The organism is Butyrivibrio hungatei, assembly GCF_900101605.1.
Taxonomy (GTDB): domain Bacteria; phylum Bacillota; class Clostridia; order Lachnospirales; family Lachnospiraceae; genus Butyrivibrio; species Butyrivibrio hungatei_B.
The window spans coordinates 48928-67756 of record NZ_FMUR01000018.1; the positions used below are offsets into that span (position 1 = coordinate 48928).

At 36.9% G+C, this 18829-nt stretch carries 19 protein-coding genes; all 19 read left to right on the forward strand.

The genetic code is table 11. The features are described 5' to 3' along the window. Nucleotides 1–51: 51 nt before the first annotated feature. The 19 genes from BLP87_RS13355 (at nt 52) to BLP87_RS13455 (ending at nt 18825) form a co-directional block, all read left to right on the forward strand. Nucleotides 52–693, forward strand: a complete 642-nt coding sequence (locus tag BLP87_RS13355) for a hypothetical protein (RefSeq protein WP_074463109.1) — start codon at nt 52–54, stop codon at nt 691–693. A gap of 256 nt (nt 694–949) precedes the next feature. Beyond that, complete coding sequence (locus BLP87_RS13360; protein ID WP_074463110.1) at nt 950–1210, forward strand: RHS repeat domain-containing protein; 261 nt, start codon at nt 950–952, stop codon at nt 1208–1210. Between the two features lie 67 nt (nt 1211–1277). Next, complete coding sequence (locus BLP87_RS13365; RefSeq protein WP_074463111.1) at nt 1278–1805, forward strand: hypothetical protein; 528 nt, start codon at nt 1278–1280, stop codon at nt 1803–1805. A gap of 7 nt (nt 1806–1812) precedes the next feature. After that, nucleotides 1813–2055, forward strand: coding sequence for a hypothetical protein (locus tag BLP87_RS13370; protein WP_074463112.1), 243 nt, complete (start codon nt 1813–1815; stop codon nt 2053–2055). A 386-nt stretch (nt 2056–2441) separates the two neighbouring features. Next, on the forward strand, nt 2442–2702 hold the full coding sequence (locus BLP87_RS13380; protein WP_143002146.1) for a hypothetical protein: 261 nt from the start codon (nt 2442–2444) through the stop codon (nt 2700–2702). Beyond that, a complete protein-coding gene (locus BLP87_RS13385; protein ID WP_074463115.1) occupies nt 2699–3154 on the forward strand; it encodes a hypothetical protein in 456 nt (151 codons plus the stop codon). The genes BLP87_RS13380 and BLP87_RS13385 overlap by 4 nt, the downstream gene beginning before the upstream one ends. 709 nt (nt 3155–3863) lie before the next feature. Beyond that, a complete protein-coding gene (locus BLP87_RS13395) occupies nt 3864–4103 on the forward strand; it encodes a hypothetical protein (protein ID WP_074463117.1) in 240 nt (79 codons plus the stop codon). Then, nucleotides 4103–4546, forward strand: a complete 444-nt coding sequence (locus BLP87_RS13400; protein WP_074463118.1) for a DUF6560 family protein — start codon at nt 4103–4105, stop codon at nt 4544–4546. The genes BLP87_RS13395 and BLP87_RS13400 overlap by 1 nt, the downstream gene beginning before the upstream one ends. Nucleotides 4547–4551: 5 nt before the next feature. Continuing rightward, nucleotides 4552–4995, forward strand: a complete 444-nt coding sequence (locus BLP87_RS13405) for a hypothetical protein (protein ID WP_143002147.1) — start codon at nt 4552–4554, stop codon at nt 4993–4995. Nucleotides 4996–5023: 28 nt separating this feature from the next. Beyond that, on the forward strand, nt 5024–5479 hold the full coding sequence (locus tag BLP87_RS13410; RefSeq protein WP_074463120.1) for a hypothetical protein: 456 nt from the start codon (nt 5024–5026) through the stop codon (nt 5477–5479). 47 nt (nt 5480–5526) lie between these two features. Then, the gene (locus BLP87_RS13415) at nt 5527–5955 is read left to right on the forward strand and encodes a hypothetical protein (RefSeq protein ID WP_074463121.1); all 429 of its coding nucleotides are present in this window, start codon (nt 5527–5529) and stop codon (nt 5953–5955) included. Between the two features lie 254 nt (nt 5956–6209). Next, nucleotides 6210–6653, forward strand: coding sequence for a hypothetical protein (locus tag BLP87_RS13420; protein ID WP_074463122.1), 444 nt, complete (start codon nt 6210–6212; stop codon nt 6651–6653). 26 nt (nt 6654–6679) lie between these two features. Beyond that, nucleotides 6680–7183 (forward strand): hypothetical protein, encoded by a 504-nt coding sequence (locus BLP87_RS13425; protein WP_074463123.1) that lies wholly within the window; start codon nt 6680–6682, stop codon nt 7181–7183. Between the two features lie 255 nt (nt 7184–7438). Continuing rightward, nucleotides 7439–12091: an Ig-like domain-containing protein gene (locus BLP87_RS13430; protein WP_074463124.1), complete on the forward strand. Its 4653-nt coding sequence runs from the start codon at nt 7439–7441 to the stop codon at nt 12089–12091. 221 nt (nt 12092–12312) lie between these two features. Then, nucleotides 12313–13113: an Rpn family recombination-promoting nuclease/putative transposase gene (locus tag BLP87_RS13435; protein WP_074463125.1), complete on the forward strand. Its 801-nt coding sequence runs from the start codon at nt 12313–12315 to the stop codon at nt 13111–13113. A 100-nt stretch (nt 13114–13213) separates the two neighbouring features. Then, nucleotides 13214–14461 (forward strand): glycosyltransferase family 4 protein, encoded by a 1248-nt coding sequence (locus BLP87_RS13440; protein WP_074463126.1) that lies wholly within the window; start codon nt 13214–13216, stop codon nt 14459–14461. Between the two features lie 6 nt (nt 14462–14467). After that, nucleotides 14468–15421 carry a glycosyltransferase family 2 protein gene (locus BLP87_RS13445; RefSeq protein ID WP_074463127.1) on the forward strand — a complete coding sequence of 318 codons (954 nt, stop codon included), beginning with the start codon at nt 14468–14470 and terminating at the stop codon, nt 15419–15421. Nucleotides 15422–15502: 81 nt separating this feature from the next. Beyond that, a complete protein-coding gene (locus BLP87_RS13450) occupies nt 15503–16885 on the forward strand; it encodes a sugar transferase (RefSeq protein WP_074463128.1) in 1383 nt (460 codons plus the stop codon). An 83-nt stretch (nt 16886–16968) separates the two neighbouring features. Continuing rightward, nucleotides 16969–18825 (forward strand): hypothetical protein, encoded by a 1857-nt coding sequence (locus tag BLP87_RS13455; protein WP_074463129.1) that lies wholly within the window; start codon nt 16969–16971, stop codon nt 18823–18825. Nucleotides 18826–18829 lie beyond the last annotated feature (4 nt).

Here is an 18829-nt window from a genome sequence, read left to right on the forward strand (position 1 = left end):
TGATAAAAAATGATAATGGAAAATATAAAATTATTATGAGGCGAAAAGAAAATGACAGATTATAGACTTAATGACGAAATACAGGATAACTATCAGAAAATAAACATAAAATTTTTAATTGTCGCTGCTATAACTATTGGTGCGGGAGTATGTGTGTTTATATATGATTCGCCAGACCGGGAGTTGTATTTCTTGGATTTATTATTTGCGACAATTGTTCTTGTTGCTGGATGCATAGGGATGGTAGGAGCATTGCATAAATATAAGGAATTACCCGAAGGAGAGTTTTGCTGTAGACCTGGAAAGAATTCTATTGTATCTGCTAGATTTAGCATTTGTGTATGGTTTATAGCCGGATTATTATGGTATGGTTACTATAATACGGAAGATTTAACAATGGGACAGGTGCTTTTTGGCGCGTTTCAAACAGTGCTTATATTATTTTCTATGATAAATTTTCTTTGTAGTAGAGTATATGGAATAGTAGGAAATGGAGATAAATATATTAAGTTCGGAATTATGGGGCAAAAAGAACAGAGATATTCTGATATTGCTTATATTAGTAGAAAAATAAAATGGTTATTGTATTACAATGCATATAATCATGAAAAAGAGAAACTGTTTGGAGTAAATGCATTTTGGCAGGACGCAGACAAACTGCTTAGAAATGTTAGTGAAAAAGTTATAGATTGAAATTTATACAGTAGCAGATAAAACAATACTTTTGAAAGGCATGGATTATGCTGAGAGTATGTCGTTTATAGGATGTTTTTTCGAAAATGGTATGAGGAAGGTATAAATGACATTTTTAGGAAATTTCAAAGTATCAATAACAGAAATATTAATGACAATGTTAGTAATGATAAGCTGAAAGAGTAAACAGATTGAAATAACGTATATTTGTTGGAGCGGGTTTTTACCCGCTTTAACTGTATATCCTAACGGAAGAATGGATATCATCTATGGGAAGAATAATAAGGTAGTTGAGAGCAGAAGCACAACTCTTTATACCTATACCGCTACAGGACGTTTTAAGAGCGTTGTAGATGCTCTTGGCTGGAAAGAAACATATGAGTACGACCAGTATGGACGCCTTAAGACAAAGAATGACAGGGATAACTATGCGACAACATATGAATACAATAATTCAGGTGCTGTAATCAAGGTTGGATACGCTGACGGAAGAAGCGTAGAGTTCTCTTATAAGTAGCAAATAGGAGGAAGTGAACATATCTTAGATATAAAGATATTTAAGATTGTTTCATAACAGAAGAAATATGATTTTTAAATATAATAAGTATGATTTAACGGAGAAAAATCTATATTATCTTACTATGGTGGCTATGCTAAATGTAGAAATCATAGTTGAGTTGATTTTTGTTGTTGGTGCAGTCCACTTGACTTATCAACAGGAAAGTATTGATGCAAAAACAATTATATATGCGATTATAATTATTTCTTTTGGATTTATTTTTTTTATACCGGATGCATTATATAGAAAAGTAACATTAAGAAAAAGAATCCAAAAGATAAATAATGCATTAGATGTTGATATGTTCTCAGCATTAGCGGGGAAAAAGATAAGTAAGGATCTGATATATAAAGACGACGAGTGGTTTATTGCAGTACCATCACCGGATTGTATTGTATTAAATAAAAACTATATAACGAAAGATATTGAAATCAAGCCAAAATCTCGAGTAATTAAAGTTGTTATACATACGGTTGATGGAGATACTATTACATATATGGTAGAAGAAAAATGGAAATATATGATTGATCGTTTGAAAAAGTGGATGAGGTGATAAGGAGATGAAATATCTAACAAGTGCAATTACAGCATTACTGATTATAATAAGCTATTCAGTTTTATTGAATCTAAGTAAACAAACAGCTTTTTTGGATGAGAGCGGAAATGGTTTTATTGTTAAGTTCCCTAAAATCTTAGACTTTGCAGCTCGTCTTAATATAATTGGGGTAGTTTTGGAGTTTGTTTATGTGAGATGGAATATTGTTGTTGATGAAAATAAACTCACATGCAATCGTATTTTCTAATGTAGATATAGAAGAAATTGACGAGGTGGATTTATCAAGAGAGATTGTAAAAATATCTACTAATAACAAAGTAATAACGTATATTGATAAAGATTGCGATAATTTTGATAAAATATGTGAGAAATTGGCTGAATATGGTAAAGCTGAGTGACAATATTATTGGTGGCTGAGTGTATATATGGCGGATTGAGAATTGAAACTTCATATTGGTACATACAATTCTTCGATTGATATTGTTAATAACATGTCTCGATATATCAATATAAAAAAGGTGTAATAGTTTGCAATTATAGGTTGGTGTTCGATATTCTATAAGGATAAAAAGAATAATAGAAAAGTATCTATTTGTTAGAGCGGGTATTTACCCGCTTTAACTGTATATGCTAGTGGAAGAGAAGATATTTATAATTGCGTGGATAAACGTCAGATTTTATAAAAGGTATCCTACACATGAAGAGGCTGCTGAAAGATTAGAGAAAAGGTATCTTGATATTGCTAGACAGTCAAAAAAACTACGAAAAGAGTTTAATGATATGGTGAAGATATGGCGCGATGATATGGATGATATAACGGATGTTTTGTCGGGCAATCTAATTGATTTATTAGGAGCAATTCTTGATATTGGAAGGCAGGAGGAGTGCGCATGAAATTTGTGGTGAAATGTAAAAATAAGCTTTTTAAGGCTATATCGTATTTTCTTTCTTTTGGTGTATATATAGCAATGTGCGTAGCAATAGTATTAAATAGTGCGACGCCGAAGGATTTTTGGATGATTTTGGTGTTGGCTGTTTCGTCAATTATAATTATGGGGGTGTATGCTTTTTGCAAACTCGGAGCTATAATAGTTAATTCAATAGAAGTGGAATCGGACATTCTGATTATAAAGAAAATATTTAAGCCAGAAAGAACAATAAGTGCTTCTGAAATAAAAAAATATACTATTGGTAGAAAAAAAATGAATAAGGGCCCAAGGCGAGAGTATATTCATGTGTATTATGATGATACTTTCGTTGAGTTATATGAAGATAACGTATGTAATTTTGAAATGTTGTTAGATTATTTAAAAAATCAAAACTGTATGGAGGGAATAGAGTTATAAATGCTATGTATGAGCAACGAGAAAAATTTATCAATAAGTATCTAAAGTTTGCAGTGCTTATTGTCCCGATAGGCTTTGGAGCATATCCGACTATACATTTTAATGGAATGGCGAAGAGGTTATTTTGCATATTTATTGTCTCAATTGGAGCGTCGCTTCTTCTTATTCCTTTAATGTGGATTTCATTGAAGCATTTTTATGTATATGAGGATAGGATTGTAATAAAAGGTTTATTGTACAAGAAGCAGTATCTATATGAAAACATTATTAAGTGTTTTTTTAGAAGGAATACAGAAACGCTATGCTTATATATGGCGGATCGAGAAGTGAAACTTCATATTGGTACATACAATTCTTCAAAGGACATTGTTGGTAACATGTCTCGATATATTAGTATTAAAGAGGTATAGTATAAACCGTAGCTATATAAAGCGGACGGTTGAGCTTGTAGAATTAAGATTTTTCATAAAAAAAGTGGCTATGTAGATTTATGAGGCGTAGTCATTTTTTAAAGCAATATGTGTTTTTTAGAGCGGGGATTTCCCCGCTCTAGCTATATATAAAGCATATTATCTATGAGAGTGATGAATATAGTGGTGCGATAGTTTTTTCAATTATGATGGTGCTATCAATATTTGCTTCGATGTATGCATTATTGCTTTGGCTTTTATACTTTCATTATCCGATACTATTAGATATACCGAATTGCATGAGCGGTAATTATTGCTATGGAGAAGGAGTTTCAAAATCTAATGATTATTCTGATGAGAATTATATAGACAGAAGAAGTGTTGATATGGAGATAAATGGTGACACAAAACGGATGTATTTGTATTCTTGCGGAATACGAGAGGGAGACAGATGTGTGGTGGTGTATCTTCCTCATAGTAATGTTGGGCAAGCTGTGCCGGTGGATAGTGTCGGTGATTACAAAAAGGAGGATAGGTAATGAAAGACAATGGTATTAGGGAAAAGAACAGTGTTGATGCTGATAATATAAGCGAGATATATGATATTAAGCTTCCTGGAGCATTGGCGGGACTGTGTGTTGCATGGGTTGTTTTTGGGGTGATTTTTACTACTACAATGTTGGTTACTTCAAAAAATTCCAATACTGTAACTAAAGGACATTATTATTTGGGAATGGCGTGTATTGCTATTGGCCTCATAGGCTTCATATTTAGCAAAAACTGGAAAGTTACTGTTTCGGAAAAAAATATAATACATACAAGTGTCTTTGGCATTACAAAAGAGTATTCCAAAGATGATATAACGGATGCAAAACTTGGAAGTAAGAGAGAATTAGTAATACGCTTTAAAAAAGGCAAGGTAACAATTGATCCGGCAGCAACAAATTATTCGCGATTGGTTTGTGAAGTGTTAGAGGAGTGATGTTAATGACTACAGGTGTTTTGGTTAGAGAGTATGCCAATATTGTAGTGACGTTAATGGCATTAATATATGCGACTGTCAAATTATTAAGATGTAAACGATTATTTACTCATTTAAACTTTGAAAGTGAGAATGCAAAAAAAGTTATAAACATAATTTTTACGCCGATTGTATATGCAGGAATATTTCTAGTGTTATATAAATATTATCCACTAGTGTTAGATTTGCCATTTGTATTAAATAAAACGTATTGTGCTGAAAGGGCAATTGCCAGAGGATATAGTCATTCTGATCCTGAATTTTATGAGAGGAGATATGTCGATATGGAGATAAATGGCAAGATTGAAAGAATGAGGTTGTATTCTTATGAAATAAATGAGAATGAAGAATATAGGTTAATATATCTTCCTAATAGTAAATTGGGACAGGTTGTGCCGGATATAAAATAATTTTAAAAAATGGAGAGTGTTACGCATAATGAATGAAAAAAGTATAGTGATGAGACAAAAATTGTGGTGGTTGAATTTTGGAATTGGAGTATTTATTTTTGTAGTATTGATTTATTTTTTGGTAGAAGCACAACTAAAATATGGCAATTTTTCTGTTTTAGATATTGGAACAATTATAGTTTTTGCTTTTTTGTTATTGTTTTTTTTTGTAATCGTTTCTTATACGGTAAAGATAACGGTAAAGGATAGAACTATTGTAATAGAAACTTTATTTGTATTGCATAGGAGTTTTTCAATAGAAGATATCGATTGTGTTAGGATAGTAAAGAAAGAGTCTGGGCATACAAAGTATAAAGGAATTGAAATTATTGTTAATGGAAAAAAAGTAAGAATGCTTAGGAAACCAAGCGAGTTATGGAATAATTTTGATGAGCTTATTATGTATTTTAAGGAAAATAATATTCTATTAGAACGAGAACAGTAAGTTTTTAATAAGGTATATTTCTTGTAATTTATGGAGTAAAAGACGGCATGGAGACTATTGTTATTAAGCAAGAAAAAAGTAAGAAAGGGATTGCAGTAGCTATTCCTATTGTGGTAGCGGCAATACATACTCTTATCAGAGGAGCATATAAAATGTCACTGTTTGATTGTTTAATTGTTTTGCTGGCTTTTGCATTGAGTACAGTGATTATTGTTTTCATTGTTGATGTTATGTGTAAGCAAACAATATATATAGAACAGGATAGATTTATAATGAGAATAGGAGCATTATCGCGTATTTACTATTACAAAGATATTGATAGGTGTATATATAGAAATAATGCTTACTTGAAATTGAAGCTAAAAAATGGCAAAGATAAAGAATTGTATTTAGGTGAATTTGACTTTGATAGTAGACAACAGTTTGTATCAGTAATAAAAGAGCAAAAAGTTCCATTTGATGAATTATCAATATGAATAAATGGCTTTTATATGTTGAGAAAGAGCTCACGAAATACGACTTAGCCCGATAGCAATTTAGCTCTCGGGCTATAAATTTGAATTCTAAGCAAGGATTGGTTATTTCTGTTGTCACTATCTTGACGGGAGTATACATTGTAAAAGAACATATATAGTTGGTGTTGAATCTTCATAATGATAGAAATGGAAACGTTAGTATGACGTCTAATCATTGAGAACGTCTATGTATGTGAATAAGGGGAGCGTAGTTAATGACTACAGGTATTTTGGTTAGAGAGTATGCGAATATTGTAATATTTTTGATTGCACTAATATATGTTACGGTCAAATTATTAAGATGCAAACGGTTATTCACTCATCTGAATTTTGAAAGCGAGAAAGTAAAAAGAGGTATAAATATAGTTTTAATTCCGCTAATATATGCGGGAATACTGTTTGAACTATACGAGTATTATCCATTAGTATTAGATTTACCGTATGTATTGAATAAATCTTATTGTGCAGAAAAAGCGATTTCCAGAGGGTATGATCATGCTGATCCTGAGTTTTATGAAAAAAGATACGTTGATATGGAGATAAATGGAAAGATTGAAGAAATGACGCTGTATTCTTATGAAATAAATGAGAATGAAGAATATAGGTTAATATATCTTCCTAATAGTAAATTGGGACAGGTTGTGCCGGATATAAAATAATTAAAAAAATGGAGACTAAACATAATATGAAGGGTAATGGAATCAAAATCTTAGTTAATGTAATTGCTTTGCTGATAATATTTTTTTATAAGAACAATGGACATAAGAATAATGTGACAGACAGTATGAGCGAGATATATGATATCAAACTCCCTGGAGCGATGGCGGGATTGTGCGTTGCATGGGTTGTCTTTGGGGTGATTTTTACTACTACTATGGTGGTTACTTCTAAAAATTCCAATACTGTAACTAAAGGACATTATTATCTGGGGATGGCATGTATTGCTATTGGTCTCATAGGCTTCATATTTAGCAAAAACTGGAAAGTTACTGTTTCGGAAAAAAATATAATACATACAAGTGTCTTGGGCATTACAAAAGAGTATTCCAAAGATGATATAACGGATGCAAAACTTGGAAGTAAGAGAGAATTAGTAATACGCTTTAAAAAAGGCAAGGTAACAATTGATCCGGCAGCAACAAATTATTCGCGATTGGTTTGTGAAGTATTGGGGGAAAACGCTGAATAAAGCATTGAATTAAGGAATTATGAATATTAGTATTTATAATCCCTCACGAACGATAATTACTTAATAAATAACAAGATGAAAAGCAGTTTAACGACTGCTTTTTTATTTCGGAAAAATAATTTCACATTTGTTTTTCCGTATGAAAATATATTGTCAATAGTACAAAACTGCGGTACTATAATCGTTGCGGGCGTAAAAACCCGCATGCTTTTGGGGAAAAGCATATAAAGTCTGGATATATCTTGGAGGAGAAGTATGATGAACACCAAAGTCAAGGCTATTGCGAAAAAAGTGCTTCCGGTTATGATGGTACCAGTTCTTTTATTCGGCAATTATGCCACGATCACGTCTTATGCAGATGATGTCGAGATATCTGCAAGTTCCACAGAAGAAAAACAAAAAACAGAAACAGAACAAAACAGTACAAGTACAGAAAATGGCCCTACAACGAATGGTCCTGTAATAATCGATGGAGAGGATAAGTCTAAACCGGTTGAGCCAAAGAGCGAGTTCGGAGCAGAACAGGATATTTCAAATTCCGGCGATCTAAACAAGCAGGAAGATGAAAAATTGGGCGGCGCATCAGAGCAGAGGGATGAAGCCGGCAACGATTTACCAAAGCAGAATGGCGTAGGTGCCGATGGTTCAACGGAACAGAATGGTAAAGAAACCGTAGAGCCCGGCAATGCAGAATCAAACGATTTAGGAAAAATGGACGGAGCAAAAAGCAAAGATGTAGCTCGAAATTTGCTGACATCTATGGCTGTTATCGGTAATACCGGAAATCAATTAGATCTTTTGACAAAAGCCAAAGACGGAGTGTCTAATCAGGATAATCAGGCGAAGAATACCACTGCCTCAACTCCCAAAGTAAAAAAATGCAATATATCATTTAACATTGAGAATAGAGCCGAAGGTGATTTTAAGCTTTATTTGGATGGTGATGAAATCGACGGTAATACATATTCTTTTGACGTGTCGGAAGACAGTGAGTCAAGAGAAATTGTTTTTAACTATGCACTTGCCGACAACTACAAGCTGGAAGAAGTTTCGGGCGGCACTATAGATACTGAAGAAAAAACTATCACATGTTCATACGAAGATATTGATTTCGGCGATGATAGTGAAAATGATGCCGGAAACAATAATGACAACGAAAACAATAACGATAATGATGCCGGAAACAATAACGACAACGAAGACAGTAACGAAAACAATAACAACGACGGTGATGGCGAAAACAACACAGATAATAATGCTAACAGCGGAAGCAATAGTGGAAGCCATGGACAGGAAGAACTCAGCAAAGATTACACATTCTCTGCCACAGTAATCAAGATTGATGATGAGGGACCTTCCATCGAATCACCTTCTGTAAAGAATGACACCGGCGCTGTCTCTTATGAAGGAAGTGGCGGAAAGCGTGTCATAGCTTCATCAACTGCTACTGACCTTGTATTTACAATAAATGTAACTGATGATGAAAAGTCGGATGTTAAAGAAGTTATCGCAGTAGATTCGACAGGTGCCAGGCATTTCATGGATAAAGCTGATGGCGATGAAGGCACGTATGTATGGTCACCAAGCCGATTCGGTAACTATTTAATTACAGAAGTAATTGCAAAAGATGAATGGGATAACGAATCATCTTTTCCTAATGATAACGATGCTGGTAATTCCGGAATTGCGGAAGATTTCCCGACAATCTGCTATTATCCGGAAAACGATGAGAACAAATTGTCTGTTAACACTATCGATAATAACGGACAGTGGCAGCAGGTTAATAAACTTACTTTTGGAATATCGATTTCCGGATCAACTATCAGAGAGATAGAGGCGGTAAAGATAAAGAAAACAGACGAGAGCGGAAACGAGTCTGTAATTAATGTCGATGAATCTCAGATACAGCGCAGCTTCTCAGATTCTGAAACACCGGGAGGTGCGCACGCTTTCAGCGCAACAGTCAATATCCCCGTAGAAGAAGGCGAAAAGATTTATGAAGTAAGCTGCCATTTCTACGGTGACAGCGGGAAAGACCAAAACGATAATAACATAGACATCTATAAAACATTTGCCACGAAGACTGTTAGAATCGACAACACGGCTCCCTCAGCGGAGATTGTTGTTGAAGGTGATGAGAATGAGATTAACCGCACTTCATTTGGCAGATTTTTCCGTGATCTTAAACGCGGATGGTTTGCGGCTAACAACGATATAACAGTTCTTATCAAAGTTCCGAAGAACTGCGACGGTGAGACTGACGAAAAGAAAGTCAGCGGATTTTCCAGCATAACATATAAGGTTAATGACAAAGAAGTAACCAAGAGCGTTGATAAGATAAATCCGGCAAAGAGTACAGATGAATACTATGTGTTCGAGGAAAAGATAAAGTCAACCGGTGAGAATGAAATAGATAAGTATGCGGTTCAGGTACTTAGCGTATGTGACTTTGCCGGAAATGTTGCCTATAGTGTCGACGGTATCAAAGAGTTTGGAAGGACAAGATTCATTATAGACAGAACAGCACCCACTATCGTTTATGATATCGACGGACAGGTTGCACAGGACGAAAACAGACTTTATTTTGACGGCAGCGCACGCGGAAAGGTAACTATCGAAGATATCGATCTTGACGTTGATTCAATCAAATTCAGAAACGAAGACGGATCGGTTAAGTATGTAGTTCCTTCTTATAATGAAAAAGACAGCACTGAACTTAGCAAGCGCATTTACGATTTCCTTCTCGAAAACGACGGTGCATACAAGATTGAGACAACTGCCAGTGATACCCTCGGACAGACAAGTTCTGAAACAAGCACAGAGATAGTTGTCGATAAGACTGCCCCCAAGATTGAGATAACCTATGATAAAGAAGCTCCTTCGGCAGACGGAAATAAGTACTATCCTTCAAACGTTCAGATCACTGTAAAGGTAAACGATAAATGGCTTGATAAAACAAGTTCTTTTGTCCGTGTGAAAAAAATTGATGTGGCAGGCGGAGAAGTTGGTGTTGAGCCGCTGAATAACTGGAGCGGAGATCTTGGCGACGATGAACATGTTATAACATTTACAACTGACGGCGACGGTTTCTACCAGGTTTCGGTTGAAGCGAATGATATGTCAAAGAACCATGACAGCGCTGAAGGAAACAAGTTTGGCGTAGATACTACGGTTCCTGAAGTTACGCTTACATTTGACGAGAACGATCCTCACAATGATAAGTACTATGATAAGGCAAGAACAGCAACCATCACGGTTACAGATTTTTCTTTTAACGAAGATGAAGCGAAGCTTGCAGTAGATGAGCAGATTGGAAAAGCATCTGCGAGCAGCTGGGCAAACACAGCGGTTAATGTATATACGCGTACGGTGAGCTTTGAGCAGGACGGAAAGTATACGCTCAAGTTTAACTGTAAGGATAAGGCAGGAAACAGCTCCAATGAGGTTTCTGAGGCGGAGTTCGTAATCGACCGTACAGCGCCTGAGATAAATGTTTCATATAACAGCCTTACACCCGGAAACGGTAAGTATTACAAGGATACACGAATCGCAAATGTAAATATTAAAGAGATGTCTTTTGACGACAAACTTGTTGAACTGGCGCCTCAGCCTGTAAGCGACTTGGGCACAATGCCGGGACTTGGCGGTTTTTCATCGTCGGATGACAAGAACGTTTCGCAGATCTCATTCAGTGAAGACGGAACCTACGGATATATCATTAAATGTAAAGACCTTGCGGGCAACACGGCAACCGAGTACATGTCGGATATATTCGTTATTGATAAGACAGCTCCCGAAGTTAGCTTCTCAGGAGTTGAGAACTTCTCGGCAAACAACGGAGAGGTTGCACCTACTGTAGTTTACGGCGATAAGTATATTGACATTCAGGCTTCCAAGGTTACTTTGAAGGGCGCAAACAACGGACCTGTAAATGTCGGAAGCAGCGTGAAGCAGATAGAGAACGGCTTTGCGGTTTCATACAGCGATTTTGCGCACGACAAGAGCATGGACGATCTGTACGTGCTTGAGGCGACCGTTTGCGATATGGCGGGAAATCAGACCAAGGACGAACTTGTCTTTTCCGTTAACCGACACGGTTCGGTATTTGTTGTCGGCGATGTTGCAAGGAAATTTAATGAGAAGTACTACATAAATGCGCCGAAAGACATCACGATAACTGAGATCAACATCGATGAGCTCACGCAGAAAGATGTTTCGATAAGCCGCGACGGAAGTATCAGAGAGCTCGTAAACGGCAAGGATTATTCCGTAAGCCGCCAGGGAAGCGATACTTCATGGAAGACATATACTTACACGATTGGTAAAAAGAACTTTGGAACGGACGGGATTTACTCCGTAACAGTTTACAGTAAGGACAAAGCTACAAACATCCAGGATAACAAGTCAAGAGATGCTGAGATCACCTTCGCGGTTGATATGACGGCTCCGGGAATTGTTACCGCAGGACTTGAAGAGGGCGGCGTTTACAAGCAGGATTCGCTTGACTTCAACGTTGACGTAACAGACAACATGGGTGTTGAGAACCTCACCATCTACAAGGACGGTCAGATCGTTAAGGCATGCACCGGTGAAGAACTTGAAGGAGCAGGCGGCGTAGAGACCATTACTCTTAACGAGTCTGAAGAAAGACAGTCCGTTACGGTAATCGCACAGGACTATGCCGGAAATAAGGAGACTCTCGCAATCGGCGGCGTTCTTGTATCAACCAAGGAAATTCCTGTTGAAACAGAAGATGTTCTCGGTCAAAAGAAAGAGAATCCGACCAAAAAGAAGGCAGCTAAAAACGGCTTGTCATTCTTTGTATATGCGCTCGCAGCTGTCGCAGCATTATCAGTCGGCGGCGGTGCAATATATTTGCTCAAAGCAAATAATAAGGTTGAAAAATAAGATTATGTAATAGAATCTGTTTCGGGAGGAAGTTGGCTATTTTTGACTTCCTTCCGATTTTTCATATAATGTTTACAGCCATTTTCGACAGGTTGCGTGCATTGGCAGATTTGCTATAATGTAAGTGAAAAAAAGTGTTTTATGAATCAGCTGAAGAATCTACAAATGGGTTATCTTCTGTATCTATAGAACAAAAGTATTTGAGGAAAGTGAGATAATCCATGAGCCAGAAAGAGTTTAAAGATTTAACTTTTGCAGACGACTTCATGTTTGCGAAGGTAATGCTTAATGAGAAGTTGTGTAAGCAGCTACTTGAGATTATTTTGGAAATAAAGATTAAGAGTATAAGTTATCCGGAAGAGCAGAAAGTAATCGATCCGTCATATGACAGCAAGAGTGTAAGGCTTGATGTGTATGTGGATGATGAAAAAGGAACTGTATACAATATTGAGATGCAGACGACCAATCCCGGAAATATTCCGAAAAGGGCTAGATATTATCAGGGAATGATTGATCTTAACCTGATAGAAAAGGGAGAAGATTATTCGAAGCTGGCCAAAAGTTATGTAATCTTCATTTGTATGGAAGATATATATGGAATAGACAAGCCGGCATACAGATTTGAAAATTACTGTAAAGAGTATGGGCTTTCTCTGGGAGACGAAACATACAAGGTCATTCTTAATGCGTCTTGCACGGAACTTCAGGATACAGAACTTGGAAAGTTCCTTAGGTTTGTCCGCACAGGAGAACCAACAGATGAATTCACAGATGAGCTACTTAACGAAGTAAATTCGGTTAAGCGGAATGAAAGATGGGAGGTGGAGTACATGACACTTCTGATGAGAGATAGAGAGAAAATTGAAGAAGGAAGAAAAGAAGGAAGAAAAGAAGGAAGAAAAGAAGCCTGGGAAGAGGCAATAAGGAAGTTCATTGAAATAGAGATGATGAACGGACTTTCCAGAGAAGAAGCTGAGAAAAAAGTACGCACAGCTCTGGGCAATTTAGATGATAATGAATAAAGCAATCGCAAGCCGATAAATATTAAAGCTTCGGGCACGCCCGGAGCTTTAATCAAGTGGCGGCAAAAATAAGAGGAGCACGGTAAACGGGTTTTTTATAATGAAAATACTTATGGTCAATAAATTCCTTCATCCAAACGGAGGATCTGAAACATATATTTTTAAGCTGGGCGAAGCACTTGTGAAGCTGGGACATGAAGTCCAGTACTTCGGAATGGAGCATGAAGGCCGATGCGTAGGAAACAGAGCCAACGCCTATACATCTGACATGGATTTCCATGGAGGTAGTAAACTCAGCAAACTCACGTATCCCATTAAGACAATATACAGCACAGAAGCGAGAAAAAAGATAAAACTTGTTCTCGATGATTTTGAACCTGATGTTGTTCATTTAAACAACTTTAATTACCAGCTTACGCCGTCGGTGATTCTAGAAGTTATTAAGTGGAGAAAAGAGAAATCAAGAAACTGTAAGATTATATTTACGGCGCATGATTATCAGCTCCTTTGCCCGAATCATATGTTCAATAACCCGCAGACGCACGAAAACTGCGAGAAGTGCGTGGGAGGATATTTTGCAAATTGCATAAAAGGAAGGTGCATACACGGCTCTGCGGCCAAGTCGGTTGTCGGAGCTATGGAGGCGTACTTCTGGAAATATAAGGGAACATATAAATACATTGATAAGATAATCTGTTGCTCGGAGTTTATGAAGACCAAAATGGATACGAATCCTGTTTTTGCAGGTAAAACCATTGCGATGCATAACTTTATTACGCATGCCGATAAAGAAGCTGCGACGTGCGGTGAATCCACATTCTCCAAATCGTCATCATACGACAACGTGCATGAAGATAGATATGTTCTGTACTTTGGAAGATATTCATGGGAAAAAGGAATCAAAACCCTCATCAAAGCTTGTGAGGAACTCCCGGATGTAAACTTCATTTTCGCGGGGAGCGGTGAATATGCAGAAGAAATTGAGAAACTTCCCAATGGCAAAAATGTCGGATTTAAGACCGGAGAGGAGCTTGATGCGCTCATAAGAAACGCAGAATTTACGGTATATCCATCTGAATGGTATGAGAACTGCCCGTTCTCTGTTATGGAGAGCCAGGAGAGACTGGTTCCCGTAGTCGGTGCGAATATAGGCGGGATTCCGGAGCTTGTAGAGGATGGGAAGACAGGCAGGCTGTTTAAGAGTGGTGATGCAATAGAACTTACACAAGCCATAAGAGAACTTTGGGATACGCCTGAGGAATCTGATAAATATAGGGAGAACCTCAAAGAACTGAAGCGTCTCGATGCAGATGAATATGCAAGAGATTTGCTTGATAAAATAAGGTAAACATTCATGACAATCACTATTATTACCCCTGCATACAACAGGTCAGTTACACTTCCTGAATTATATGAATCACTCAAAAAGCAGACAAACAAAGATTTTGATTGGCTTATTATTGACGATGGAAGCACTGATGGCACAGGTGAGTTGGTAAAAAAATTCATAGATGAACAAGATAAAAAAACTACAGCATCAGATTCGAACACTTTTGGCATAGAATACCATTTTCAGGAAAATGCCGGCAAGCACGTTGCACTAAATAACGGAATAACCATTGCCAAAGGCGAGCTTATCTTTATCGTTGACAGCGATGACCGGCTTTCTGACAACGCTGTCGAGATCATTCTGGAATTTCATGAGAAATATAAAGATCGCAAGGATGAGCTGAAGCTTTGCGGATATAGCTTTTTGCGCGCATATAGCGACGGTACGGTAAATGAAGGAAAGTTCCCTGTAGATGAGGCTGTAGATACGTATAGGCAGCAGAGGATAAATAACAATCTTCTGGGAGATAAGGCAGAAGTATATTATGCGGATATATTAAAAAAATATCCGTTCGAAGTGTTTGAAAACGAGAAATTCATGCCTGAAGATGCCGTATGGCTGAAAATGTCGGGACCGTACAATATGGTCCACGCCAATCGCATAATTTATTACTGCGATTATCTTGAGGGCGGCCTTACAAAGAGCGGTAGGAAGATGAAGATACATTCGCCATACGGCATGATGTACAGATCAAAGGTTTATATTACAGATTCCGAAGTAAAGATCAAGGTCAAAATCAAGATGATGCTGCTGTACCATATATATAACCGATTTGCACATATTGAGGACAAGCGGTATGGGATTTCACGGGGAAAAACAGCGGCAAAAAGAGAAAGGATAAAGATAAGAAAGAGTCTGCTTTATTATTCATGTCTAATTCCCGCAAAGATTATGGCATTAAGATGGGGAAAAAAATAAAATTAGCAGAAATATGCAAAATATCTGTTATGTTATGGTATACTCCTAGGGGAATGAAAAAAGTTTGATGAGGCGTGATTAATGCAAAAGAATAAGATACAAAAAAGATATATATATAGATTTTTTTGCACTGCACTTTTATGCATGCTTGCGTCAGGGATGTTTTTTGTCGCATGGTACGGATTTGTATTTGAGAATAATCATACAGGGTTCCTTCTTGGGATTGGTAACCTTGGTATGGCTATTGGCATATATTTTATATTTTATTATTTTATTGGAAAATCTCTTAGGACATTTAGGATTGGAGTGGATAGAAAAGCCAATCTTCTTGCTTCACAGGTAATGACGGTATTTATTGTAGATTTTTGCGAAACCTTTATTTCTTGCGCGATTACGGGGCAGTTTAGATATTATCACATTTTTTTTGTTATATATTTGATTCTGGCATTTGTTCAGAGTACGGTTTTGTGTCTGCTTGTTATTCCTCTTGTGGATGTTTACAGGAAGCTGTTCAAGCCACAGCGTATTCTTGAAGTGTACTGTGATGACTCGAATGAAAAAAGTGAGTTCATGAATGAAAGACCTGACAAATATAAGATTGTTGATTCAATCAATATTACAGAAGGATTGGAAAAGATTTTGTCAGTCATACCACGCTATGAAGCGATTCTTTTAAATGATATTCCTTCGGAGCTCAAGAATGATATACTTAAAGATTGCTTCAGAATGGGCAAAAGAGTATATTTTACGCCAAAGATTGCAGACATAATCGGAAAGAATTCTGAGAATATCAATCTGTTTGATACGCCGCTTTATTTGTGCAGAAATAATGCTATAGGTGCGGGACAGCGCTTTTTGAAAAGATTTTTTGATTTGCTGTTCTCGATTTTGGGATTTATTGTATTTAGCCCAATCTTCATTATTGTTGCTGTTGCGATTAAGGCTGAGGACGGTGGGCCTGTCTTTTTTATCCAAGACAGAGTTACCATAGGCGGTAAAGTTTTTGGAATAATAAAGTTTCGCTCAATGATTGTTGATGCGGAGAAAGATGGAAAACCTTGCCCTGTCGGTGAAGAAGACGATCGTATAACAAAGGTTGGCCGAATTATTCGTCCCACAAGGATTGATGAACTACCGCAGCTCCTTAATATCATAAAGGGAGATATGTCAATTGTCGGACCAAGACCGGAGCGTGTTGAGCATGTAGAAAAATACACAAAAGAAATTCCGGAGTTTGCGTTTAGGCTTAAAGCTAAAGGTGGTCTTACGGGAGTTGCACAGGTGTTCGGAAAGTACAATACAAGCCCGCTTAGCAAGCTAAAGATGGATCTTGATTATATAACAAACTATTCGCTTCTTCTTGATCTACAGATAATTTTTGAGACTGTTAAGATCCTTATTCAGAAGGAAAGTACACAAGGTTTTTCCAAGGAAAAACAGGAAGAAATGCGTGAAAAAGAATAATTGATGATATAATGGGGAGGTGTTGACATCTCCCTTAAATTATCTGTTTATTTAGAAAACGGAGAAGATATTGAGGAAAACCTATGGGAATTTTTGGAGTAGTGATTGTTGCCTGGCTTGGTGCAATAATATGGAATAAAAAAATTGAAGAAACACTTCCGCAGGCTGTATTGGGAACTGCTTTGCTTATATACCTGTTTGGGCTTATCAATAAGCTTTCATGGGGAGTGAATGCTTCTTTTATGATAATAACCGTAGCAATGGTTGGTTGTCTGGTGTTTCTATTCAAAGATAAAACGAGAACCTTAAGTTCTATATTTACTTATGGCGCCGGAGCTTATATTGTATATATTCTTTTCTTTTTGATCTATTCAAGCGGACGTGATTTTAATCATACGGATGTTCTGAGCACCTGGGGGCTGATGGCCAAGAGATTTTATTACAATCATGGCGGATTGTATTCTGATGTGTCAGCAGGTTATCCGCCTTTGATTCCAATATGGAATTATTTTTCCGCTAAAACATGGGTGGGATTTTCTGACACAATATGCATATTTGGTCAGAGCGTTATGGTAGTGGCTCTTTTAATGCCTGTTTTTTCCGGACTTGAACCGGGGAAGAACTATGGGACTGTAAAGGCGTCATTCTTGCTTTTTATGATGCCTGTTATCATGGTTCTGTCAGGTATGCCGGGATATGACAGAGCACTTGCAGATGGGATGATTGCAGGTATTATATGCTTTTTCATCTATTCACTGCTTAATTTTCTGAATAATTTTGACAATTTTCATTTAGTATCGATGATTATTGCGGCGGCAGCACTTTGCCTCACAAAAAGGATTGGATTCATAATTGCTTGCATGATGTTGTTCATCGCTTTTTATGCGATGCTGGGAAAAAGAGATAAGATATTCACCAAGGGAAATTGCATAATGGTTACAATTGTTACGCTTGCAATCATTTCCTGGCATCATTTCAGTATATTTGTCTTAGTTCCACTATTTTCGCTTATAGTAGCCGCTCTGCTGCATCATATGACTGTTAAGTTCAGTGGTAAAAATATAAAAGTGGTATATATATTTATTTTGACCGGATTAGCTTTTCTGCTTGTTGCTGTCGGCAGTGAAGTCTGTATAAAGAATGATATTGCTGTTCCGATAGGAAGATTGCTGAATAAATTTTTGTATTTTGATTTTTCGTGTGGGTATATACATGTGCCATATGTGTTATTTATTGTTCTTCTGATTGGAACATACATATGGTCAGTGATTAATAATAGCTTCATAGTTGACCAGAGAGTAATGTTGGGAGTAATTATTTCAATGGCAGCATATGGTATTATGATGTGCGGCATATATGTATTTGCAATATATCCTCTTAAGTCATCAATCGAAGGAATAACTCCAAGGTATATGATTCCTTGGGAAATCATGATTGTTTATGTGTTACTTTTTGTTGTAGTATCTGATGCAAATAAGGAAGCAGTGAAGCATCTGCTGGCGCTATGTTGTGTGATATTGCTTCTTTCTGATACGGGAACATTTTTGGAATCAATTGCATTAAAGCATGAGAGGCCGGATTATGACGCCTTTGAGAAATGTGGCATAGAGTTGGGAGAAACAGATAAAGTATATTATATTGATGAGGAATGTGAGTCATCGGAATCGTATTTGGAATTTTATTATTCGGTTTTCCCTGCGACGTCTAACTTTAAAGAGGCGCTGTCAGATGGATTTGAGTTTGATGTCAGTGAGGAGCGTTTAAAAGCGGATATCAGTGACGGATACAATTATGTGTATATTCATTCATTTGAAAAAGATTTCCCCAAAAGATGCGGGAAGATGTTCGAAAACAAAAAAGAAATTTCGCCAAAGACAGTTTACCGCGTAGAATCAAGCGGAGATAATATAAAGCTGATACGAGTTGAGCGCATCAGATAGCAGG